The organism is Leptolyngbya sp. Heron Island J (genome assembly GCF_000482245.1).
Classification (GTDB): Bacteria; Cyanobacteriota; Cyanobacteriia; order Phormidesmidales; family Phormidesmidaceae; genus Leptothoe.
Map to the genome: position 1 here is coordinate 1 of NZ_AWNH01000016.1, position 22773 is coordinate 22773.

21 protein-coding genes and 1 pseudogene are annotated in these 22773 nt (G+C 48.9%); 10 read left to right on the forward strand and 12 right to left on the reverse strand.

Going from position 1 to position 22773, the window contains the following annotated elements; translation table 11 throughout:
- Positions 1-130: 130 nt before the first annotated feature.
- Positions 131-676 (reverse strand): hypothetical protein, encoded by a 546-nt coding sequence (locus tag N836_RS45225; RefSeq protein WP_023071243.1) that lies wholly within the window; start codon positions 674-676, stop codon positions 131-133.
- A gap of 229 nt (positions 677-905) precedes the next feature.
- On the opposite strand from N836_RS45225, the gene N836_RS45230 reads away from it, so the two are divergent.
- The 3 genes from N836_RS45230 (at position 906) to N836_RS76945 (ending at position 3517) form a co-directional block, all read left to right on the forward strand.
- Positions 906-2006 carry a tyrosine-type recombinase/integrase gene (locus tag N836_RS45230; protein WP_023071244.1) on the forward strand — a complete coding sequence of 367 codons (1101 nt, stop codon included), beginning with the start codon at positions 906-908 and terminating at the stop codon, positions 2004-2006.
- Between the two features lie 97 nt (positions 2007-2103).
- Entirely contained in the window at positions 2104-2727 is a 624-nt protein-coding gene (locus N836_RS76940) for a phage integrase SAM-like domain-containing protein (RefSeq protein ID WP_200867390.1), read from the forward strand.
- Complete coding sequence (locus N836_RS76945; protein ID WP_023071246.1) at positions 2714-3517, forward strand: tyrosine-type recombinase/integrase; 804 nt, start codon at positions 2714-2716, stop codon at positions 3515-3517. The genes N836_RS76940 and N836_RS76945 overlap by 14 nt, the downstream gene beginning before the upstream one ends.
- A 611-nt stretch (positions 3518-4128) precedes the next feature.
- On the opposite strand, the gene N836_RS72890 is transcribed toward N836_RS76945, so the two are convergent.
- The 8 genes from N836_RS72890 to N836_RS45275 all read right to left on the reverse strand — a co-directional run bounded on the left by N836_RS72890 (position 4129) and on the right by N836_RS45275 (position 12539).
- On the reverse strand, positions 4129-4905 hold the full coding sequence (locus N836_RS72890; protein ID WP_023071247.1) for an ADYC domain-containing protein: 777 nt from the start codon (positions 4903-4905) through the stop codon (positions 4129-4131).
- 10 nt (positions 4906-4915) lie between these two features.
- Positions 4916-5392, reverse strand: coding sequence for a hypothetical protein (locus N836_RS45245; RefSeq protein ID WP_023071248.1), 477 nt, complete (start codon positions 5390-5392; stop codon positions 4916-4918).
- Between the two features lie 18 nt (positions 5393-5410).
- Entirely contained in the window at positions 5411-6055 is a 645-nt protein-coding gene (locus N836_RS45250; RefSeq protein WP_023071249.1) for a class I SAM-dependent methyltransferase, read from the reverse strand.
- On the reverse strand, positions 6052-6438 hold the full coding sequence (locus tag N836_RS45255; protein WP_023071250.1) for a RidA family protein: 387 nt from the start codon (positions 6436-6438) through the stop codon (positions 6052-6054). Before N836_RS45255 ends, N836_RS45250 begins: the two co-directional genes overlap by 4 nt.
- A gap of 40 nt (positions 6439-6478) precedes the next feature.
- A complete protein-coding gene (locus tag N836_RS45260) occupies positions 6479-7681 on the reverse strand; it encodes an acyl-CoA dehydrogenase family protein (protein WP_023071251.1) in 1203 nt (400 codons plus the stop codon).
- 79 nt (positions 7682-7760) lie between these two features.
- The gene (locus N836_RS45265; protein ID WP_031291830.1) at positions 7761-8897 is read right to left on the reverse strand and encodes a class I SAM-dependent methyltransferase; all 1137 of its coding nucleotides are present in this window, start codon (positions 8895-8897) and stop codon (positions 7761-7763) included.
- Positions 8898-9018: 121 nt separating this feature from the next.
- Positions 9019-9294 (reverse strand): nickel-binding protein, encoded by a 276-nt coding sequence (locus N836_RS45270; RefSeq protein WP_023071253.1) that lies wholly within the window; start codon positions 9292-9294, stop codon positions 9019-9021.
- Positions 9295-9356: 62 nt separating this feature from the next.
- A complete protein-coding gene (locus N836_RS45275) occupies positions 9357-12539 on the reverse strand; it encodes an AAA family ATPase (RefSeq protein WP_023071254.1) in 3183 nt (1060 codons plus the stop codon).
- 418 nt (positions 12540-12957) lie between these two features.
- Between N836_RS45275 and N836_RS75635 the strand changes: the two genes are divergently transcribed.
- The 4 genes from N836_RS75635 (at position 12958) to N836_RS45295 (ending at position 16400) form a co-directional block, all read left to right on the forward strand.
- Positions 12958-13230: a hypothetical protein gene (locus N836_RS75635; protein ID WP_023071255.1), complete on the forward strand. Its 273-nt coding sequence runs from the start codon at positions 12958-12960 to the stop codon at positions 13228-13230.
- Positions 13214-14062 carry a DUF6262 family protein gene (locus N836_RS72895; protein ID WP_023071256.1) on the forward strand — a complete coding sequence of 283 codons (849 nt, stop codon included), beginning with the start codon at positions 13214-13216 and terminating at the stop codon, positions 14060-14062. Before N836_RS75635 ends, N836_RS72895 begins: the two co-directional genes overlap by 17 nt.
- A 189-nt stretch (positions 14063-14251) precedes the next feature.
- Entirely contained in the window at positions 14252-15232 is a 981-nt protein-coding gene (locus N836_RS45290; protein WP_023071257.1) for a tyrosine-type recombinase/integrase, read from the forward strand.
- Positions 15233-15419: 187 nt separating this feature from the next.
- Positions 15420-16400 (forward strand): tyrosine-type recombinase/integrase, encoded by a 981-nt coding sequence (locus tag N836_RS45295; protein WP_023071258.1) that lies wholly within the window; start codon positions 15420-15422, stop codon positions 16398-16400.
- A gap of 253 nt (positions 16401-16653) precedes the next feature.
- Here the strand turns inward: N836_RS45295 and N836_RS74425 are convergent.
- Positions 16654-16836 (reverse strand): annotated as a pseudogene (locus N836_RS74425) (IS1 family transposase); the annotation flags it as partial.
- A 182-nt stretch (positions 16837-17018) separates the two neighbouring features.
- Between N836_RS74425 and N836_RS45300 the strand changes: the two are divergent.
- Entirely contained in the window at positions 17019-17750 is a 732-nt protein-coding gene (locus N836_RS45300) for a PEP-CTERM sorting domain-containing protein (protein WP_023071259.1), read from the forward strand.
- A gap of 543 nt (positions 17751-18293) precedes the next feature.
- Here the strand turns inward: N836_RS45300 and N836_RS45305 are convergent.
- Positions 18294-19241, reverse strand: coding sequence for a LysR family transcriptional regulator (locus N836_RS45305; protein WP_023071260.1), 948 nt, complete (start codon positions 19239-19241; stop codon positions 18294-18296).
- Between the two features lie 87 nt (positions 19242-19328).
- Between N836_RS45305 and N836_RS45310 the strand changes: the two genes are divergently transcribed.
- Together N836_RS45310 and N836_RS77405 are read left to right on the forward strand one after the other, a co-directional pair.
- Positions 19329-20660 (forward strand): beta-propeller fold lactonase family protein, encoded by a 1332-nt coding sequence (locus tag N836_RS45310; RefSeq protein WP_023071261.1) that lies wholly within the window; start codon positions 19329-19331, stop codon positions 20658-20660.
- 259 nt (positions 20661-20919) lie between these two features.
- Positions 20920-21564: an antibiotic biosynthesis monooxygenase family protein gene (locus N836_RS77405; RefSeq protein ID WP_023071262.1), complete on the forward strand. Its 645-nt coding sequence runs from the start codon at positions 20920-20922 to the stop codon at positions 21562-21564.
- A gap of 187 nt (positions 21565-21751) precedes the next feature.
- Here the strand turns inward: N836_RS77405 and N836_RS45320 are convergent, their stop codons facing one another.
- Complete coding sequence (locus N836_RS45320; RefSeq protein ID WP_031291833.1) at positions 21752-22747, reverse strand: aldo/keto reductase; 996 nt, start codon at positions 22745-22747, stop codon at positions 21752-21754.
- Positions 22748-22773 lie beyond the last annotated feature (26 nt).

The following is a 22773-nucleotide window of genomic DNA, read 5'->3' on the forward strand; positions in this document are numbered from 1 at the left end:
CTGCTCGCGCCACGGCAGCTCCATCATTACCCCCTCAAACTGCTGCCAAAGTTCTAAAATATTCGCTTCTTCCGGCACATAGGCGGCATCTTCAAAGGCATCACCCAAATCTAACTCCAGCTGACGAACACTAACCATCGCCCACTCCAAGATGATCAAAGCCTCCCTTCAAAGGGCAGTCAGGAATGGGACACTCAATAGGCTCTAACCGAATCTCATTGGAAAAGTGGGTGATTCCATAGCGTTCCGTGAGATAGGGCAGCATCTTTTGAGAGACATAGCGTTCTAACTGTCGTCGCCGATATCCGGCACAGTGAATCGGCTTAACCTCCAAAACTTTCTGGCCGTTGTGAATCACGGTTGCGCCAATGGCATGAACCGGAGCATCCTTGCGCTTTTCCCGCCAGATATAGAGGTTGGCATAGGGCATCGAGGATTCTGCCACGTCTAGAGAAACGGTCTCTACTCCATCGTCAGCCTTGGTAGCCATGACCTGCTGCTGATAGATAGCCCGTCGCTTTTCATTCGAGTCTCGTCGATTACGGTAGTGAGATCGCATCCGGTGACAACGCTTTTCATCCCAGCAGCCATCCCCACTGGGACCGTGCTGCTGCCGGGCCTGGGCTGCACTCAACTGAGCACACGCGACACACTTTTGATTAATCCGCCGTGGCATTCGTCCTTAGAAATCGAGCGATGGCTGAACTGCCCGCAATTCAAGGTCTAGGGTAGCGTACTTTGACAGGTTTATTTTTAGTGTTATTTTTTGTGTAACCAATATAAATGAGCCAAACTCTAGCGGATATTCTTGTGTCTACAGAGTAAACAACAACAAATTATAGACCACATCCATTACGATGTAGACAGATAACAACCAGCTTTTCTACAACGTCTACAACGTAATCATGGTGAAAGTTCAGAAGGCCACCCTGACTGACGCCAGTGTCACGTGGCTTGTTTTAGATGACAATTACCAGCTCATTGAACCTGTCCAAGATTTTCTCGACTATCTACGCAATCTAGAGCGTTCTCCCAATACACTCAGGACCTATGCTTACCATCTGCGGCTGTACTGGGACTACTTATACCAGAGTCATCTCTATTGGACTACTGTAGGACTTCCAGAGTTAGCAGACTTTATCCTTTGGCTGAGAACACCTCTTCCACAGTCTGTCCAAGCTATCTCACCCAAATCATCTCCTCGCTCAGAAGCCTCGATTAACAATATTCTCTCAGCCGTTTGCACACTTTATGATTTCCATGAGAAGACTGGGAATGTCCCCCATATCCCCCTTTATAAAACCGTCCTGACACCAGGCAAACGCTATAAAAGCTTTCTCCATCACATCACTAAAGGTAAACCCGTCAAAACGCGTTTACTCAAACTTAAGGTCCCAAAACGAGTTCCAAAAACGGTTGAGCCTCACCAGGTTCAAACCCTGATCGCGGCCTGCAACCGGGTGCGAGATCAATTCTTGATTTGCCTATTGTATGAGTCTGGCATGCGCATTGGTCAGGCATTAGGACTACGGCATGAAGACATCCAATCCATGGATAATCTCATTCACATTGAACCCCGTGATGACAATTTAAACGGTGCTCGTGCCAAAAGCCAAACTCCCTACATTGTCCATGTCACCCAAGACTTGATGGGACTTTACACACGTTATGTCTGCGATGAATTCATGGACATTCTAGGCGATCATCTCAGCGACTATGTCTTTGTCAATCTCTGGGAAGGCCGCAAAGGATACCCGATGTCCTACAGCACTGTTATGGCGCTCTTTTCACGTCTAGCCCGAAAAACGGGTATCCCCATTCACCCCCACATGCTGCGTCATACCCACGCCACCCAATTGATCGCGGAAGGGATGGACATGGCGTTTGTTCAAAAACGTCTGGGACATGCTCACATTCAAACCACCCTTGACACCTATGTGCATGTCAACACCGATGACCTCAAGCAGGCTTATCAAACCTATTTAGACACCCGGCATGAGACCTAACCATCAACACACTCCCGTCATCCAGACGACACTCCCTGAGATTTTAATCTTCTGCAAGCAGTGTGACCACATGAATTGTATTCAGCCCAAAGCTCCTATGACCCCAGCCACAAAAGGCGTTTACTGTAGTGAGTGCGGCACACAACTCTACTGGACCTCCCGCGAATCTTGGGCCGTCAACCTGGACGATGAATTGGCTCGCGACATTTGGGATATCCGCAGACTTGGATGTGAATTGCCGCCTGGCAACACACTCTACAAACTTAATTTCACTCACATCTTTCAACCTTGGTTGCAGACAGCCACAAAAACATTTATCAAGTTATCCCTCAGCACTCTCAGTGCAAGTACTGCACGCTGCCGATTAACCTCACTCACTAAATTTTCTAGGTTCCTAAAAGCCCATCATCCAGAGATTACCCCTGAGCAGATATCTCGCACCACACTCATTGATTACTTCGCCTATTTAGCCAGCAGTGGACTGCAGACATCCACTCGAACGCACCTCATCGTTGACTTACGCACCTTTCTAGATCTCTGTAGTCAAAATAAGTGGTTGCCAGTTGACACCTATCTGATTCGACGAGAGGACTGCCCAAAGCCCAAAACCATTATTCCTCGATACATCCCAGACTACGTATTACAGCAGCTTAAAACGCATCTTGCCCCCCATCATGCGCATGACGCTTCTACTAATGGAGTGCGGCATGCGGATCTCTGAACTGATTGCTTTAACACCCGACTGTCTAATGCAAGACAACGCAGGGGATTGGTTCCTCAGGTATTACCAGTTCAAAATGAAAAAAGAAATCACCATTCCCGTCTCACGCGAAATTGTTCGCGTCATTCAAGAACAAAAAGCGTATATCGTCGAACACGTGGGGGAGAATTACGATTATCTCTTCTGCACCAGTTTCAAGGGCAGACGTGGCTTTTGGCCTAAGCCTAAACCCATTACGGGGACAACCTATGCGGATCATCTCAACCGACTAGCAGAGAAACACATGATCTGTGATGAAAATGGCCAGCTGTGGCATTTTCGCACCCACCAGTTTCGACACACCGTCGGCACTCGCATGATCAATAATGGCGTCCCACAACATATCGTACAGCGCTATCTCGGCCATGAATCTCCCAAAATGACGGCCACCTATGCCCACATCCATGATCAGACCATGAAAGAAGAAATTTCCCTCTTTCATGGCAAGGTCGTCAATATTGCAGGCCAAACTGTTCATACCGATACACCTCAGGCCAATGATCCAGATCTGCAGTGGTTTAAGCAGACTATTCAAGCCCAAGCACTACCCAACGGCTCATGTGCCTTACCTACTATCTCTAAGGGATGCCCCCACGCGAATGCCTGTCTCACCTGTACCCATTTTGGCCTATGGCCCCGACTCGTGCGAAATTGGGCCATAAGGCTGAAAGCTATACCCAATCTTGGTTGTAAGCCTCGAAATCAAGCGTCCTCAGGAAAAGTACTAACTAGCAGACAAATAATCGCCTAGGAATAGTTCATGGGGTTTTCTGCATAACCCCTCGAAAAGGTATAGTCCAGAATAAGATACACGCGTCTCATACTGTGAAACAGCTTACTCTTTTAATTACGAAAGCAGATAGCTACACGGCAAAGAAACGCTATATCAGTTTTTCTGGCGTCTCATAAAGTCTAAGACGATCTGAGAAACGCATAACGAGACATGAATTGAGACACACTTATTACTACGTCTTACTACGTCTCAAAAGGTACACTTTATGAGACGCTCCTCAGTCAGAAGACCTGGTGCCGAGTGACGCCCATATCGGCAAGGCAGACGATTCAATAAATAGCTATAAGCTATGTAGAGAGGGCAATCCACCATCACATTACTTCGTTTGTATTACGCTAAGACTTAGTCGTCTTAACGTGGAATAAACTTTTCGGGGGAATATGCAAATAACCCCATTTTTGTAAGCAAATACTGAAAATAGTTCGGGGTGCTGTCTCATGCTCAAAAATAAATTTTCTGAGCTTTTCCTAAGATCACTGAAAAGAAGGCTAGTGATAACGTACGTTTCCTGACTCGAAAAAGTTAGTACGTACTGGTTTTGTGCGTACTAACTACAGATGAGATAAGTTCTATGGACTCTGCGATTGAATGAACGAATCGTTGAATAGCAAAGGCGTAGGAATGCTTTTCAGCGCTTGAGTGTTTGACTGATTGACTTGTGTCGTAGAAGAGAGTTTCTCTGGACAGTTTTGCTGTAGTTTCTCGAAGGTGCTTTGAAAGCGAGTCCGTTTGAGATTGACGACACCGTTAGCATCCCAGGACGCTTCTGGAGCCATACCGTTGTCTTGAGTGCGCTGCTGCACGCCGAGACGGTCGTATACATCAATGGCTGTTCCATTTTGCGTGTGGCCAGTGCCATTACCACAGTAGTCAGCCCGCACCATGCGAGTGCAGGCTTGGTGATAGTCGCGTAAGGATTCTCCTTTGAGCGTCTTCCAGGGCTTGTAGCCCCAGCGGACACATTTTGCGACCGCACCATTGGTACAGGCAAACGTAATGCTGCCATCGTCAATATGTGCCCCTGTTACATCCCACCGGCCAGAAAGCGGAATAGCCTTGGCCATGCCATCAGCGTCGGGCAAGCACAGGTTGTGCCAGGTGCTGCCGTTGCGATTATGAGCTCCCTGATAAAGAACAGTGTAGAGATAGATCTCTTGTTCATTATCTTGTGGGTCAAGCTGCACATCGTTGATTTTGAAGGTGCGAGCTTGCCCTTTCTCATCAAAGCTGGTGAGAGTTACCTTGGTTACACTACTGCCGTACCAGGACGAGGAAAAACTGTTCCATACCGCAAGACCAACTCCCCCCACTAAGGCAAGAGTCAAGGCTAAATGACCGTATCTCACAATGACCTCCTTATTCGGCAGCTTTGAAAGTAAGCTGACTGCCTTCAAGCACAATGCGGTCTGTCAAAACGCCTTCAGCAGCTGAGTGACTGGCTGTGGCTTGCGTCCTGGCTGGATCGATCCAGTCGGGAAACACAGCTTTAAGAGCATGAGTCGCCTGCTGATTTCCGTTTGAGGTATTTAACTGTAGGCCGTTCAACTGCAAGCCGTTTAGCTGCAAACCGTTTAGCTGTAGACCTTCCGATCTAACTGGATTATACGGGCGAGTGCCCGGCGGAGAAGCCTGAGCGGTCATTACGAGAATGCCTAAACCAAGACCTATTCCTGAAAGTTGTTTGCCATCCAAAATCATAATGATATTCTCCAATTTGTTGTTGAAATTAAATTTATGCTGAGCCATTCGAAAACTAGCAAAGCGGGCTGAGTGCAGGCTGTTTACTTCAGGATAAAAGGGAATCGAGAAGGTATCGGGAAAGTACAAGCCCATGCACTGGCTGATGATTTTTCACCTTTTCATTCGCGCATATAAAAACACTTCAGAATCGTCAGTGATTCCATCTGCAGTCAGGTTCTTGTGGGTGATATGTACAATGTTGAAGCTAGATTTAGAAAAGTTGTCTCGCAAGAAATCAACTGTGTGGTGATGTATAAGCACAGTATCTCCTGACAACGCCGTTTTCTGTTCTAAGTAGCACTGATCACCCTCAATAGCACTCAAATAAGCGATTCCTTCTGGCTTTAAAGCACCGCTCGCATCTTTAACGAGTTTCGAACATTCCGACGGATTCAGGTAGGAAACACAAAATCCACAAATCACAACATCTTTTCGTGGAAGGCTGTGTGGAAGGCTGTCGAGATTCCGGCAATCTAGAACTTCAAAAACTCCGTCAGGAACGTTTTTTCTCGCTAGGTCAACCATGTTTTGCGCGAGATCGAATCCAAATACATCTAAACTGAATCCCTGCTTTATCAGGTAGCTTGAGGCAGGCGCTGGCCCACAGCCAACCTCCAGAACAGACAGTAAACGGCCTCTTGAGAGCAAGCTACCTAACTTGTCGTATGTTTCAGTATAGGGTCGAAAATTCCTATACTTCTGGTCGTACTCATTCGCGAACTTGTTGAACGTCTGTACTGAGAGTTGATTGCTCATGGGTCACTAACCACGATTGCGTCAATTTCTACAAGCTGAGACTCATATCCAAGCAGCGCAACCCCCAGCAACGTAGCAGGTGGCACGTCATTATTAAACCAGTCTGTTACGGCTTGCCACGCGTCTATGAGGTTTTCCCTTTCCCCGACAACATAAATCGTCAGCTGCCGGACGTCATGCTTGTGAAATCCATGGTGAGCGATTAAAGCGCCGAGATTGTTCAGGCACTGGGTTGCCTGAACGCGAGGATTACTAATGCCAACAATATTAGCATCGGCATCGTGGGGCACTTGGCCCGCAACGAATAGCTGCGAGCCTACTTGCTGAGCATATCGATAGTTTGCAGTCTGGGCTAACCCAGCAGCTTTTTCACCTTCGTTCATTTTGAATACCTCGTACTGTTGTTGAATTTAAGAGATCTCTCTATGCATACGGTGTGGGGACAGGCGCTTTTCCATTCAGAACCCAGTTGCCGATCTCTTGTAGTTTGTAGTCCAAAGGATCGTGCAGGCTGAGCGTGCGTAAGTCTCGCCAGTAGCGGTCAAAGCCATAGCAGGCAGCAGCAGAACGTGCTCCCATGAGTTCAAAGATTTGATTGGTGATGACCAGGCCAGTGTTAGTTGTCAGGCTTTTGGCGGAGGCTGCGGCGATCGCCACCTCCCCTCGTTCTTCATGCGTCAGCGCATTTCCCTTGTCCCATGCCTGCTGAGCCTGCGCTGTCGCCTGCGCTGCCAGGGCATTGGCCCCCTGAAGCTGCGCCCACAGATTGCCATAGTGCCGCAGCAAATGTGGATCTTCAACAGCTTTATCCACGCCAGAGGTTAGCCAGTGTCGCGACTGAGTGCGGGTATAATCCATCGCAGATTCAAGGGTTCCTTCGGCAATCCCAAGAAAAATGTGCGAGAGCAGAAGCAGGCCAAACATTCCTAGTAGCGTCGCTGCTGCACCCTCAGGGTTCTCAGGTGGCCCTAAAATATCGGTCGCCTTGACCGTTACATTTTCGAAAGTGAAGCTGCCGCTGGCGGTGCGTCGCTGACCCATGACATCCCAGTCGTGATTGTAGGTAAGACCCGCGCGATTGCGTGGCAATACAAACAGCACAGGAATCGGATTATCACCTTCTATTGCCGTACAGATAATGCGGTCAGCTACAGCTGCCCCGGTGCAAAAAGATTTCGCACCATTAACCCGGTAATGGTCACCATCAGACGCAATGCGCAAGCGGGTGTCGCGAATGTTAATGGCATTTGCCCAAAAGAGATTGTGCTGGGCCGTTTCTCTATAAAAGGCTTTCGCCTGCTCGGGGGTGCCGGATAGCTGTGGCGTAGCGCTCAGCAGCACATGGTAACCGTAGAGCTGAGCGGCAGCACTGTCGCCTTTTGCCAGCTCTTTGATGATGGCCATGGCGTCTATCCAGCTTGCACCCAGACCACCGTAGGATTTAGGGACAATGAGAGGGAGTAATCCAGCTTCTCGCAACAGGTTTACTTCGTAGTTGGGGATTCCAGCTTTGCGATCGCGTTCTATTGCTGTCTCCTTGAGTTTTTTAGCAACGGCTTTGGCCGCCAAGCGGCAGTCCAGCACAGTATGTCTTTGTACAGTATGTTTCTGCGCAGTAGCAATCATGGTTTTGATCTCCAATTAATTTTTTGAGCGTGAATCGGCCAGGCTATTTTTAGTAGCACTGCCTTAATTTGCGAACTGTTTATCTGCTACCTGTCTCTTTGCGAGCGAGGTAATAGTTGTTCTGAAAGTCATGTTCTAGTTGCTTTACTTCAATACGAGTAAACCCAGCCGCCTCAATCATTTCAAGGGCTAGTTCCTCTCCCCACATAGTCCCTAATCCGGGGCCACCCGCTGCCAAAGAGACAGCCGTACAGTGGTGACAAGAAATGAAATAGAGCAAGGGCGCAACCGGATGGTCTAGATTGTTCTCTAGATGGCTAGACGCCCGAATATCTTGCATGAGATACAGCCCTCCAGGTCGCAAGGCCCGATGGATATTTTGCAAGACAGTTTCTGGCTGCGCCTGATCGTGAATGGCATCAAAGGCAAATATCAGGTCATACTGGCTGTCTTCAGTAATCTGAGCGGCGTCCTGTATCTGAAAGGTAATATTCTCCAGGGTCAACCGTTGGGATTCTGCCTTGGCCCAGGCGATCGCCTCAGGAGAGAAGTCGTAGCCCACGAATCGACTACTGGGAAACATGCCTGCCAGCTTTTGGATTGCCCGGCCTTGCCCGCAGCCAATATCCGCGACTTCTATTCCGCTGGCTAGCGCTTCGATTAACCCTGGCACCATTGGCAAAATGTGCGTATCTAGTCCCGCAATTACCGTTTGAGCGCTGTCTTCTGCCATCACCTCGTGGAAGCGAGTATAGGCGGAATAGGGAACGCCACCACCATGGTAAAAACAATCAATGATGGCATCTTCGACTGCGCCCATCAGAGGCACAAACTGCATGGTCGCGGCCAGGTTATTAGGACTAGCCTCGCGGGTCAGAAAGACCGCATGTTCAGCCGGAAGTGAATAGCTGCGGCTGGCACTGTCATAGTCAACAATGCGACCTGTCACCAGGGCGGCTAGCCACTCGCGAACATAGCGTTCGTTAAGTCCTGCGGCCTCAGCAATTTGTAGGCTAGTGCTGGCGCTGAGGGTGGCCATCGTATCTAGCAGGCCCGTGCGATGGCCAATGGAGAGCATACTGGCTAAAGCGCCACTGTTGAGCATGCCTAGCAGGCGATCGCCAAAGGCCTCTGCCTTCTGTTCATCTAAGGCTGACGCGTTAATCTGATCTTCTAAAACTGAATTGGGTTGAGTTAGCGTATCTGTTGTCATCATGACCTCCAAAAGGGAGAAATGAACTTGTCATGAGTCAACAATAGAAAAGCGGGCGCTCCCTAGACGTTCCCCGGGCGTTCTGTGGACTACCTATTGCGTTGTTAGCAATTGTCCGTCAAAGCTAAAGAGCGTTAATAGGTGCTGATAGCGTCTCTATCAAATTCGCTGACCAGATTTGGTCGTAGGGAACTTTTCCTTTTTGGTAGGCAGCGCGAACGGTGTCGGCATCGGCAGCTTCTAATTCGCAAACGCTGTGCGTGCGATCGCGCGATAGATACGTCCGCTTCCAAGTAATATTTCGCTCTGTCATACAAGGGGCGGAACGTTCTACTAGTTCATCCCAAAAGGCTTGGTCGATAGGGGGATTATAGGTTGTTTCGACAACGATGAGTGCCATAGTAAAAACACTTCCGAGAGTAGAACTCAGCTGATACGGCATGATTTTAGATCGTACTGGATTCAGAAACGAATAGTCGATTCAGAGACTTTTTTCAATAATGTTTGAACACGAGCACTGAAGCTTCTAGCATTCAATGCTTTTAGCTTTTGTTGGTGCTGCTGTATTGCTGCATGCTCTTCGTTAGTTTTACAATCGGTTGCCAGGTTGCTGAGCAAACATAGGGCTTCAGCGATCACAACATCACCAGGATGTTCAACCCTTGCAGCCGCCCGATGCGCGATGGTCGCATACGCCATTGCCGAACTCGCATCCTCCTGCGCCAGCGCTCGCTCGCTGGCATGGCTGGCCACAAAAACAATTTTTCGCTGGGCATCCAGGTTATCCAGACGGTGCAAAGCTTCGCCCAGTGACGATGGCGGCTTGCCTGCCTCTTGAGCATAGTCTTGCAGGATAATAAGTGCCTGAGCAAAGGCTGCATCGCTGCCCTGTGACAGCTGAGGAGACAACTCCAGCAGCGCCTGAGCATAGCTCAAATCGGGCTGATGGCTATCCCAGGCCGTCATTGCCAAAAACGAGAGATTGCAGCCAGCTGCCCAATGATCTTGTTGATTTTGAGCAAGCTGAAGGGCCTGGTGAAAATGGTTCATCGCGATGTCATACTGGCCGCGATAGCGATGGATGCAGCCAAGACCCTGGTCAATATCACACAGGGATAAACCCAGACGAGTGGCGAGTGAATGAGCTTCTAGCAATAGGGCCTCGGCTCGTTCCATGTCTTGTTCAATGGCGGCCAGGCAGCTGCCGTTGGTTGCCAGGGTTTCAGCTTGTAATTGGGGCGTGGGCGGAATTACATCTAAAGACTTTAGACACTGCCGGTGAACATCACTCAAGTTGCCTTGTTCATAATGCAAAAAGGCGATCGCCTGATGAACAAACAATTCAGCTTCGGGCAGGGCGAAACCGTTCATTTCACCGAGCAATTTATTCAGCTGCTGTTTTACATCCGTGGCTTCTGACTTGGAAACGCCTGCTAAAACGCGCGTCTGCCAGAGCTTGGCTGAATATAGGAGGCGATCGCACGTCTGCAAAGATTGCGCATGCTCTAAACCCAACAAAGTGAGCTGGATCGCCTCCTCATAGGCAAACAATCGCACGCTACGAGTGGCCGCTGCTAAGCAAGCCTGGGCCGCTAAGGCATGATTTCCTGCCGCGCCAGCATGGTACGCCACCTGAGCCGCCAGATCGTCTTCGATCATTTGAACCTCTAAGGTTTTGGCTAGCTGCCCATGAACTATTCGCCGCCGAGGCTCGGAGAGTTGTTCATAGGCGACCTGTCTAATCAGGTCATGAACAAAGTCATAGCTACTGCGATCGGAGCTAGCTGATAACTGTGCGGGGCGAACAATTTGTTGTTGTTCAAGCTGTGTCATCGCCCTCAAAAATTCCATGGGTGGGTAGCTGGCGGCCGCCGCTAGAATCTCTGGATCAAACCGCCGTCCGAGAGCCGCTGCCCAAGGTAACAAGTCTCTAGCAGCTCCGTCTAACCGTTGCAGTCGATCGTCAATTAAGCCTGCCAGACCTTTAGATTTTTGGATGGATTTTTGGGTGCTAGCTCTGGCTGCTTCCAGGGCAAACAGTGGGTTGCCACCACTATCAGCATAAAGCTTGTCTGGGTCTAGTCTTTGAGGGCTTTGCTGCTCGCTGTCAAAAGCGCTGCTAAACGTGTCATTAGGTGGGGTATGAAACTTCTCTTGCAACGGCTTCACTAATGCCAGCACAGCCTCCGCAGACAAAGGTGGAATCGTTTCCTCCTGAAGTCGATTCTCTCGACGCAATGATTTGACTAGGGTGAGTGCAGCTGAATTCTCTTGCAACTCTTTCCATCTAGCGGCACAGGCGATTTTGAATGAGCTCTGACCCAGTAGCCGGAACACATAGTGCAAGAGCGTGATAGAAGAGTCGTCTAACCAGTGAATATCGTCAAATAACAGTAGTAGGGGCCGCTTTGGGGTAGCTAGCGTGCGTAACTCTTCAACGACCTTATCTAAAAGCTGTGCCCGATGTTGAGGTGCCTGGTATTGAGGTATCTGGTATTGAGCGCGATCCGGCGACGGCGCTTGTAAGGCTGGAGCCGACACCCCAAATTCCGCCAGCAGACTACCAAATGTTTCTTCAAAGCTTGAGCGCAGCAGATCAATCCATACCCCGTAGGCGCGGAGCTGCTCGGCGGCAAAGGCATGCCCCCAACAAGTCTGCCAGTGGTGGTGCGTTGCGGTTTCAGCCAGGGCTTCGAGCAATCTAGTTTTTCCAATGCCGGGCTCACCGATTAGCAGTAGTAAAGGGGAAGAGTCATCGATTGTGCCAAAAAGCCACTGTTCTAAAGTTCTCAACAGGTTATCTCTACCCACCAATGGCTGGCCAGATTCAGATACTGATAGTGGCAAGGGTTCCAAAGAAGTCCCTTCGGATAGCTCCGATGCTGTCTTGGTTTCGCCTTCAGCCATGAGCAACCGCTGATAAATTCCAGCAGTTTTTGGACTTGGGTTCACACCTAGTTCGGCTTGTAGGGTCGTCATGCACTGGTGATAAATCCGTAAGGCGGTAGCGCGATCGCCTATCTCTCCGTAGAGTTTCATCAGGCTTTGAGTGGCCCCTTCATCTAGCGGATCGGCTTGCAGCCAACGTTGCCCAAAAGCAATCGCTCTATCAATTTCTCCCAATGATTGTAGCAACTGAGTTATGCGAGCTAGAGCGCGAATATAGTTTTGCCTAATTCGCACCTGCTCAGGGTAAATCCATTCTGCGTCGCAGTTCAGCCAGAGCTCACCCTGACATTCACTCCGACATTCAAGCATCGCGGTTTCTAACGCCAGTATAGCGGTTTCGTCCTCAGCATTCTGAGCATTTGCAAGTGCGGTTTCAAAGGTAACGATGTCTACATCGCAGGGGATTTGAGGCTGCCAGTATAGCGTTTTAGGTGCGATCACAAGTAGCGAATCGATCGGAGCATTGACCTGACGCAAATAATGGAGTTCTTTACGTAAGTTTGCAAGCGCCTGGCTGTTCTGGGTCTCTGGCCAGAGCGCTTCGGCAATGCGACGGCGAGGTTGAGGAGCCTGACGATACAAAATGAGGTAGGCAAGTAATTGTTGCGATCGCCCACGCAGCCCAGCGACAGTTTCACCGCGATTAAGCAGGCAAAAGTCACCGAACAAACAAACCTTTAGAGATGGCTTTTCCATCGTTTACATCTGCGACTTGCCAGTGTACGTTTGACCTCAACGTCTCAATCTTAGTTTATCTTTTCCAAACTTCTTGGAGATGCCCAGCAGCGAGCAGAACGTATATCAGCCACCATACCAGCAGCGTTTGGTCGTTCACTGCTGTGACGTGTGTTAGGTTGAGATAGTAGACCTGTTACGTAACAAAGGCCTAAAATCGCTGCAATCTAGACACAGCATAAGCTTCAGATATTTTCCGAAAAAGATTGCTGAATGCCAGGTGTATCAATGGTTTCAGCTATTATTTCTCTTATATTGCAACACCTCTAGTCACAAACAACTGATCACTTCACTATGTAATAGAGTAACAAGACTCCATTGCTATAAATCTTGCGTTCAGTGAGCTCCAAAGCTGTTTGCTGAATCCCTCCGGAGAATAGTGGAATACCCGAACCCATCAAAAACGGATTTACCTTTAGGATTAGTTGGCCTATGGCCCAATTTCGCACGAGTCGGGGCCATAGGCCATTTTCGCACCACTGCGGCCCACCTCAACGAGCATAAACAGCAATTGACCGCCACAAAACAATTGATCGAGAAAGCTCAAGCCAACGGCTGGACCCGGCAGGTGGAAATGAATCAAACGGTGCAAGCCAATTTAGAAGCCATCATTGCTGGATTAGAGGCACCAGACGATGACAGCCAAGCGTAACACCCAGGGGCTCTCTGACAGTGCCCAACGCAAGCGGCAGGAAACCTTTAAGAAGGTTGACAAGGGTATTCAACAACTCATCAAAACCCAGCACCCGATCACCTTCTCGGCGGTCGCGGAGGCCGCTGGGGTATCCAAGGCATGGCTCTACAAAGAGGCCAGCGTCAAACAACGGATTGAGCAGCTCCGAGACCAGAGCCGACAAACCGGACCATCCCAGCGACGAGAGTCGGCCAGCGAGAAATCCTTACGGGGGTTAAATCAAACCCTACGCAACCGACTCCAGACGGTGGAGGCGGAAAATCGGGAACTGCGGCGGCAAAATGAGATCTTTGGGGGCTATCTCTTGCGGATACGGGAGTTAGAGAAGCAGCTGCAGCATCTAGAGGCTGAGAACCAGCAGCTCAAACACCTTAAAACCGGTACAACCCATAACACTCGGGTCTATAAGCAAGACCTCAATGCCTTGGGCATCAAGCTCAATTCAACCTTACGAAACCTGATCAGGGCCACACCGAACGCCATTGTTGAAACCGCAATTCAAGCCTTAGAAGAGGCCTTGAGTCGAGGGCTGGTGAGCAACCCTGGCGGATTTCTTCATGCCGCCGTTAAAGACTGTTGGCAACCTAATGAGTCTCTGGGCAACGTCGCTGAATTAGACACCTTTAACGAGTGGTGGCGGTGGGCTTATGACCAGGGCCTTGTCAAAGCCGCTACTCAAATTGACGGGGTTCAACATGTCCTAACAGCGGATGAGGAATGGCTGCCATTAGACACAGCTTTAACCCGCTATCCCATGGATACTGCGATCGCTAACCCGCCCCTCCCATAAACCCATAGGGCCAAATAGCCTGCTCTACCAGGCGTTTGAGCCTCTAGTTATTCGTCTAAGTTTTAGTGTAATTTTTAGTGAAGTCAATGAAAGTTTTGTTAGTTTGGGTAGAATATCTACCATAGGAAGATGCCCACGCTAGCTTGCGGGTTTCGTCCTGCGGGTTGTTTCAAATAAGGGGAGTTGCCAATGGCGCGTGATATTCCTGAGCCCACCTTTATCGAGTTTGGCCAGGTCGCCCAGGCACCCGTGCGGGTTATCGAGGATTTGGGCTGGCAGCGGGTGGTGGAGTTTTTGCGATCGCGCGAACTATCCGGTAGTACACTCAAAGCCTATGAACGGCAGCTCCAGATCTTCTACACCTGGACCCAGAATAAACCCTGGCACGATATCACCCATCGCGACATTGACCGCTACAAGCAGCACCTGAAGAATCGGCCCAGTAAACGGGGAGGAACACTCGCTCCAACGACGATTAATCAGGCCCTCGCCACACTGAAGAGTTTCTTCAAGTGGCTCACCGTCAAGGACTATATCACCCGTAATCCCACCCTCACTATTGAGTTTCTCAAAGAATCGGCCAAGCCGCCTCGCGATTTAGCCGAAACTCAAGTCAATCAGCTGTTTCAGGCTTTGGCCTACCGGGGTGATTCCGAAGTGCGAGACCGGGCACTTCTCCAGGTGCTTAGTCATGGATTACGGGCCAGGGAGGTCTGTGGGCTGGATATCAGCGACTATGATGGACGGCGGTTGCAGATCCGCGAGGCTAAGTGGGGCAGTGATGGCCTGGTGCCGCTGAAGCCGGATGCTGTTATGGCATTAGATAGCTATCTGGGATGGTTGGTACGCAATGGATTTGCCGTCAGCCAGGAGACTCCCTTGTTTATCAGTTTGTCGAATAACAGCCGGGGGCAGCGCTTGGGCTATAGCGGTATCTATGAGTTGGTCAAGGATTTAGCGCAAGCCAGCGAGCTAGAGGATATTCACCCTCACCGCATGAGACATACTTTTGCCACCTCGCTCGTAGCCGCTGGCATGAATCCGTTGTTGGCAAAGCGAGCCGTCCGCATTCGCTCTGACAAGATTTTTGCTCGCTACAGTGACCGGGCATTAGATCTCAAGATGGAAGAGGCCTTTGAAGAGATTTATGGCGCTTCTGAAGAGTCATGATTTGGTGATCTTTAGAACCTCACGTTGTAGACATGTCCACAACGTGAAACGCCCATCAGGAAAGGCTTCCAGGCGTCAAGCTAGAGATATATTGATTTATTTAGGGTAAAATTTCAGCCAGAGGGAGGGGGGTACGAAAGATTAGGCCTTTCGCTCTATGGATTTGTTTAAATGAGGGGAGGTCTGTATGGCTCGTGATATGCCTGAGCCTACATTTATTGAATTTGGGCAGGTGGTCAGGGCACCAGTGCCGGTAGCCGAGGATTTGAGTTGGCAGCGGGTAGTAGAGTTTTTGCGATCGCGTGAGTTATCGGCCAGTACCCTTAAATCCTATGAACGGCAGCTTCAACTCTTCTATAGCTGGACTCAGAATACGCCCTGGCATGATATTACCCACCGCGACATTGACCGCTACAAGCACCATCTTAAGCATCGACCCAGTAAACGAGGGGGTATGTTGGCTCCAACCACGATTAATCAGGCATTGGCCACACTGAAGAGTTTCTTCAAGTGGCTTACCGTCAAGGACTATATCACCCGCAATCCTACTCTCACCATTGAATTTCTCAAAGAGCCTGCCAAACCCCCTCGCGATTTACCGGAAACTCAGGTTAATCAATTGTTTGAGGCGTTAGCCTACCGGGGCGATTCTGAAGTGCGTGACCGGGCAATTCTCCAGGTGCTCAGTCATGGACTGCGCGCCAGGGAGGTGTGCGGTCTCGATATCAGTGACTATGATGGACGGCGGTTGAGCGTACGTGGGGCTAAGTGGGGCAGTGATGGACTGGTGCCGTTGAAACCGGATGCGGTTGCCGCATTGGATAGCTATCTGGGTTGGTTGGTACGTAATGGCTTTACCGTCAGCCAAGAGTCCCCTTTATTCGTCAGTTTATCTAACAACAGTAGAGGGCAACGCCTGGGCTATAGCGGTATCTATGAGCTAATCAAGGATTTAGCACAAGCCAGTGAGTTAGACGACATTCACCCACACCGCATGAGACATACCTTTGCCACTTCTCTCGTCGCTGCTGGCATGAACCCATTGTTGGCTAAGCGAGCGGTTCGCATTCGCTCTGACAAGATTTTTGCGCGCTACAGTGACCGAGCCCTGGATATCAAAATGGAAGAGGCCTTTGAAGAGATTTATGGGGCTCCTGACGAGTCATGATTTGTTGATCTTTAGAACCTCACGTTGTGGACATATCTACAACGTAAAACCCTATCTGGATAAGGCTTTCAAGAGCCATGCTAGAGATATGTTTAATTATTTGACATAGAATTCTAAAGCTCTGAATCTTGATCGAGGTATTGCGTGGTTCAGAGTACAATTTAGAGTTTTTTTTGCATATCCCCCCGAAAAGGTATGTTCCACAATGAGACATCTGAGTCTCAACTTGTTTGAGAGTAGCCATATCACCAGTGCGCGCGTGACACGATATCCAGTTGAAATAGCTCACAACTAGCCGAGTCGTCACTTTGGTCTGAGCCCATCGTTTACCAAACTTGTTCTGCCGTCTGTGCCAACGCCCGGTTTGTTGCCGCACAATGCCGTTGGTGCGCTCTAAACGCTAAGTGTTCTCTTTACCGACCACGTGCCGGACTTCCGGTGCAAAAATGCGCTCGTGCCCAGCCCTGTAGCACATCAGCAAAGCGTGAGATAGGGAGAGGTGCGTAAAGTTTTGTCACCGATATAATTTTCTATTTTTGATAACGATTATCATTCTCATAATTTTTGATAGGCCATAACTGTTTTTGATCAAATCTTTTAATCAAATCGGACATTCACATGAATAAACTCAATTTCTTATCCAAATTGGCGATCGTTGGTGTTACTGGTCTTGCTGCTCTCACATTTCCTATGAAGGCAGAAGCATTTAGTTTTATCGTCGATGACTTTAATGGAAATCCTTCTCCTAGTGGCAGTGTAGTAGACGATACAATTGGTGACGGAGGGGTATTCGGACCCTCCCGAATTGATCCAGCTAATACTGTCATGAATACTCTTGGTGGTGGTGATTGGTCTCGACAATTATATGCAGAGCTATTATCTGGTGGGGAGAGTGTAACAACAGTAGTTTGCTATGGTTGTGACGAAGGCCATGCTTTCTCAGATTCAGGAGCTCAGGGTCGCTTTGAGTGGATATACACTGGTAGTAATTTTGATGCTTCAAAATTTGACTACTTCACGATTGATTATCTTGATACACCTAGGAATGAACCTGAAGGATCAATTGAACCTGGTGGAGTTGTTGAACTTTACTTCGACGATTTACTTGCTGCTCAGAGTGCCCCACTGCCAGCAGAAGAGACCTCTCTTCTGCTACCTTTGCTAATTTCTGATAACAGCGTGAGCAAGGTAACTATCCGAATCGATGGTGTTGAGGGATTAAATGCTAGCCCTGATAACGCTAAGCTAGTAGCAACACCTGAACCTGGGACTATTCTTGGACTGCTTGCAGTTGGTGGTTTAGGCTTATTAACCCGATGGACAAATAGGCTGCGCAATCAAGCAGCATAAGTGATGCTGGGATGTTCAAAGTAGTTTCTCACTCGCCCTGGGAGTTCCTGCAGTCTTCTCAAGCACTACAAGGCTGTCCGCTTAAGCTGGTTCAACGCTCTGGTCGCCGCTCTGCTATGCACCTGCTGCTTGACTCGTCGTTATTCAGATACTCGACCGGGTTAAGCCGAGGAGAGAGTACGCCGGTAGATGGGGTCTGAGTAGTAATGGAACAGAAAACAACGCTAAGGCTAAAACCATTGTTATATAAAGGTTTCAGGATAGTATATATGAACTGAATGAAAGTTAATTTCTTGTACCAGTTAACCTTAGGCTAATTGGTACAAGAAATTAGAACGAGATTTCAATAGTTTCAGCCCTCTCCAGTCAGGAGGGTTTAACTGGTACAGAGACCAAAGGTGCTTAGCGTAGGTTTTGGGTCGTCTACTACTCAAACCCCAAAACCGTGTCTCTTCTCATGTCTCAGAATAGGTTTCTCAAAAGGTTTTAGATGTTTTGTGGCTCTACTGTAGTGTCTGTGACACGCCGGCGGGTGGCGAAAGATTACGTGCTTTGGACGTGAAGCTCGGCTGCGATACCACTAACGGTAGTTCTCAGCCACCGATGAGTTGTATCATCGTCATCTCTTTGATGCCACAACATCGTCTCCATGTAAGGCTCAAAATTCAGTGGCAGTGGTAGTACCTTTACGTCTGGCCAACTGTAGAGCCGTGCAATTCGTTCAGAAAGCGTAACAATACAATCGGTGTTAGCTACGATTTCTGGTGCAGCTAAGTGATAGGGAAAGCTTGCCACAACCCTGCGTTCTAAGCCTCGGTCATCCAACAATCGATCAACAGCGCCTTTTAGATCTCTTGTGTAGGTAATTAAGACGTGGGGATGTCTGATGTACTGTTCTAGAGTTATCTCATCTCGAATCTCAGGATGATTCTGAGCGACTAAGCATACATACCGCTCTTCAAACAAAGCTGTTCGTCTAACCCAAGGAGGAGCATCTGGGAGTACTGTGATGGCGAGGTCGATCTTTCCAGTATCCAGTGCTGCTGCAATCTCAGTGCGCTTCAACACACAGAGAATAATCGACATATTTGGAGCGGAGTGCTGCAACTGCCGAATCAGTTTTGGAATGAGGATAGCAGCCACTAAGTCAGTTGTGGCAATGCGGAATGTTCGGGTTGAACGAGCAGATTGGAAAGTGAGATAACTTCCTAAAGCAGCTTCGACCTGTCTAAGAGCAGCTTGAATCGGCTCTGCCAAATCGGTCGCGCGTGCTGTCGGTTGCATTCCTTCTGCTGTGCGCACAAGAATATCATCGCGTAAGGTCTTACGGAGCTTAGCCAGTCGCTTACTCATAGCAGGCTGAGTGATGCCAATACGCGAAGCCGCTTCACTGACTGATCTCTCAATAAGAAGTGCATCAAAGGCAACTAGCAAGTTGAGGTCAATGCTAGCAAGATCGACCTTTTTCTCGACTATATGCTTTTTATTCATACTGATATAACTGTTATGGATTTGAAGAATATCACACGCGCTTTTACGATTGGAAGCACCCCCCCCTTCCCCTTTGAGACACACAGAATGATTCAGCTTCGTCGAGCTTGGCCTATCTTGTTAGGTTTACTACTAGCCTCTTGTTTGAGCACTCAGACGTCACAGGCTCAACAGCCGGATATTACGCCACAGGCTCAATATGTTCTATCGCTTTCAGACGTAGACATGGTTGGCACAGCTTACGAAGATGGTCAGCTTGGCCCAATCGTGCCGCAGCCAGATACGCTATCAGTTTTCGACCCGCAGCAGGCAGAAGCGGTTGCAACTATTCCAGCTTCTAACTCCGTAGCTAGCCCGCCGTCAGTGCTAGCCGTTTCTCCAGATGGCCAGTTTGCCGCTGTCATTGAAACCCTAGAACCCAGACCTGAGGGGGCTACAACGTTGGAGGAGCTAGAACAAGCTGAAGGCAATATGCTTCGTATCTTTAGTCTGAATGACCCAACGGCTCCTGAATTTGTTAGCGAAGTAGAAGTTCCTGTTCGACCTCAAGCTGTACACTTTAACGGAGCAGGAGACCTGTTGGCGGTTGTTGGTTTATCGTCGGAAAATGGGATGACGCTCATTCCTTTTAATGACGGACAACTCAGTCAGCCTCAGACGTTTCCCATGGAGCTAACCGAGCGCAGCGATCTTCCCTTTGACCCTGCGCACAGTGTCCGCTTTCATCCGACAGCAGATATTGTTGCTATTAATTTCACGTTACGCAACCAGGTTATCTTCTTTCAGATAGACCGTTCTGTGTCTGGCGAAGTCACAGACGTAGAGCAGTGGGGCAATATTGTTGCAACTAATCGCTTTCCTTTCATGGGCAGGTTCACATCGGACGGACGCTACTACATCACGAGCGAATTAATGTGGGGGCCAGATGTGCCTCGCTTCTACGGCTATCGCGGTCAGGGCACTTTAACGACTATTGCAGTCGCTCCTCTTGAAACGCCAAGCGATGCTGCGCAGCATCAGCTTGTGGCCGTTACTTCTGGTGGCTTTCAGTCCGAGACGCTTGCCATTAGCGACGATGGAACATTGCTAGCTATCAGTAACATGCGAACAACAGGATTACCCATTGAATCAGACTTATTCGATCCCGAAGCCTCGGTTTCACTCTACGCGATTAATCAAGAGACTGGAGAACTTACAAAACAAGATGAAGTTGGGTTTGAAGCATTGCTGCCTCAAGGACTAGCTTTCGATCCTTCTAATCAGCTTTTGTATGTAGGGGTGAGCGAGTATTTTAACGATGACGCCGCGCCTTTGAAGGGGAGTGTAGAAGTTTGGCGAATTGATAGTGGCAGCTTAGAACGCACCGATATTCGCTACCGTGCTCCGCGTGGCGTTCATGTTGTCAAAGTTCTCCGCTGAAGACTATGCGTCTTGAATTCGCTGTACTACTGTCCGAAAACCACGGGTTTCTTGATAGTGCGCAATTCACTTAGTTGAGAGGTTTTTGAGTACAAAGAAACTCGTCTAACAATCAAAGCAAGGTATGACATTCGTTCGTAAGTTTATAAGCAGACTCATCCTGCTACGCCTACTCCACTAATGCGGTTTGAGCTGGCATTGAACGACGGAGTTTAGCTTGCTACTAAGCACAATCATTCTCTCGATTAGAAGAACGCTGATGACTACCCTGGACTTAGACAACAAACTTATAACGATCATCGTCCTCTTTCGAGTGAAAGAAGGACAGCAAGCAGAAGTCGTTGATAGGGTTAAAGAACTCTTTGCGATCGCTAAGCAGCAGCCTGGTTTCGTATCAGCTAACCTGCATCGAAGTCTAGATGATGTCAAAGTAGCCAACTACGCTCAGTGGGAAGACGAAGCAAGTCTAGAACGCTTTCGGCAGCTTCCAGAAGTCCAGAAACTAATCCCTCCGCTACAAGCACTCGTTGAAGAGATGGACTCTCATCGTTACGAAATAGTGACTTCCGAGTCTAAAGTCGGTACACCTGTCATCGAACCTCGTCAGTACTTCGTCCATTTTGCCGAGTTCCGGATGCCTACTGAGAATCAGCCACGCATGGTAGAACTTGCTAAAGAGCATGTCAAGCCTGCAATGTCTCTAGATGGACTCTTATCTGCGACCTTTCATCGCTCACTCGATGGCGAGCGCGTGATCAACTACGGTCAGTGGGAGAACGAAGGAGCGATCAGCAAGCTGACAAAGCGACCCGGCTTCGGTAGTGAAGATGGCTACTGGACAGGCTTAGCCAAAAACGAGTTTCACTTATATGAAGTACTACTGAGTGAAAACAAAGCAGCTTAGGCGATGTCTTACAGGCAGATTGTCTTCTCAAGCATAAGCTGTCAACACGCACTTAATGCACCAAAAACGAAGATTTTCGGAACGATTGTATGTACTGTCTGCGGCTCCGCTAATCGTTGCCACATTGAACTTCAGGGACCAAGACTTGGAGATGGTAGAAAAAGACATTGTGGTCAGTTGAAAAGCCTCAGACATTAACAGTATTCATCAGGAACTCAGGATAACGAGTGCCGCTAGCAGAACCGACTGGGAAAACTGCCTCAATCCGCTGCATCTCATCTGCCGATAGTTCAATCTCTACCGAACTTGCATTCTCCAGCAGTCTCTCTTTTCGCTTCGTACCAGGTATAGGAATTACGCTTTCGTCCTTTGTCAGCAGCCAAGCGATCGCGAGCTGAGCAGGCGTACACTGCTTTTCAACCGCGATTTCTTTCACTTTTTCGACTAGCTCCAAGTTGCGATAAAAGTTGTCACCTTGGAAGCGAGGGCTGTAGCGCCGAAAGTCGTCTGGCGGAAAGTTGTCGGGAGACTGAAACGCGCCTGTTAAAAAGCCCCTACCTATCGGTGAATAAGCAACTAAGCTCGTTCCTAACTCCTTACAAACCGGCAGTACGTCTTGTTCGGGTTCTCTAGTCCACAGACTGTACTCTGTCTGCAGCATGGCAATTGGATGAACTTGGGCTGCTCGCCGTAGCGTTTCTGGGCCTGCTTCTGAAAGTCCTACATAGCGAACTTTTCCAGCATCAACGAGGTCTTTTATCGCGCCTACTGTGTCTTCAATCGGTACGCTGGGATCGACCCTAGCAGGATAGTACAAGTCAATATGATCGACACCAAGTCGCTGAAGGCTATACGACAGGAAGTTTTTCACTGCGTTAGGGCTATTGTCAGCGCCAATAAAATTACCTGCGGGATCACGCAGTTGTCCAAACTTAACGCCGATAAAAACTTTGTCACGTGGAACGTCTTTGATGGCTTCACGAATCAACAGTTCGTTATGGCCCATGCCGTAAAAGTCGCCTGTATCTAGGTAGTTAATGCCTATATCAACAGCGGCTTGAATGGTCTCGATGCTCTGCGCGTCGTCAGTTTTTCGACCACTGTAGAAGTCAGACATCCCCATACAGCCGAGCCCAATTGCTGAAACTTGAGCTTCTGTGTTTCCAAGCTTTCGATATTTCACTATCTGATTTCTCCCGAGAAATGACT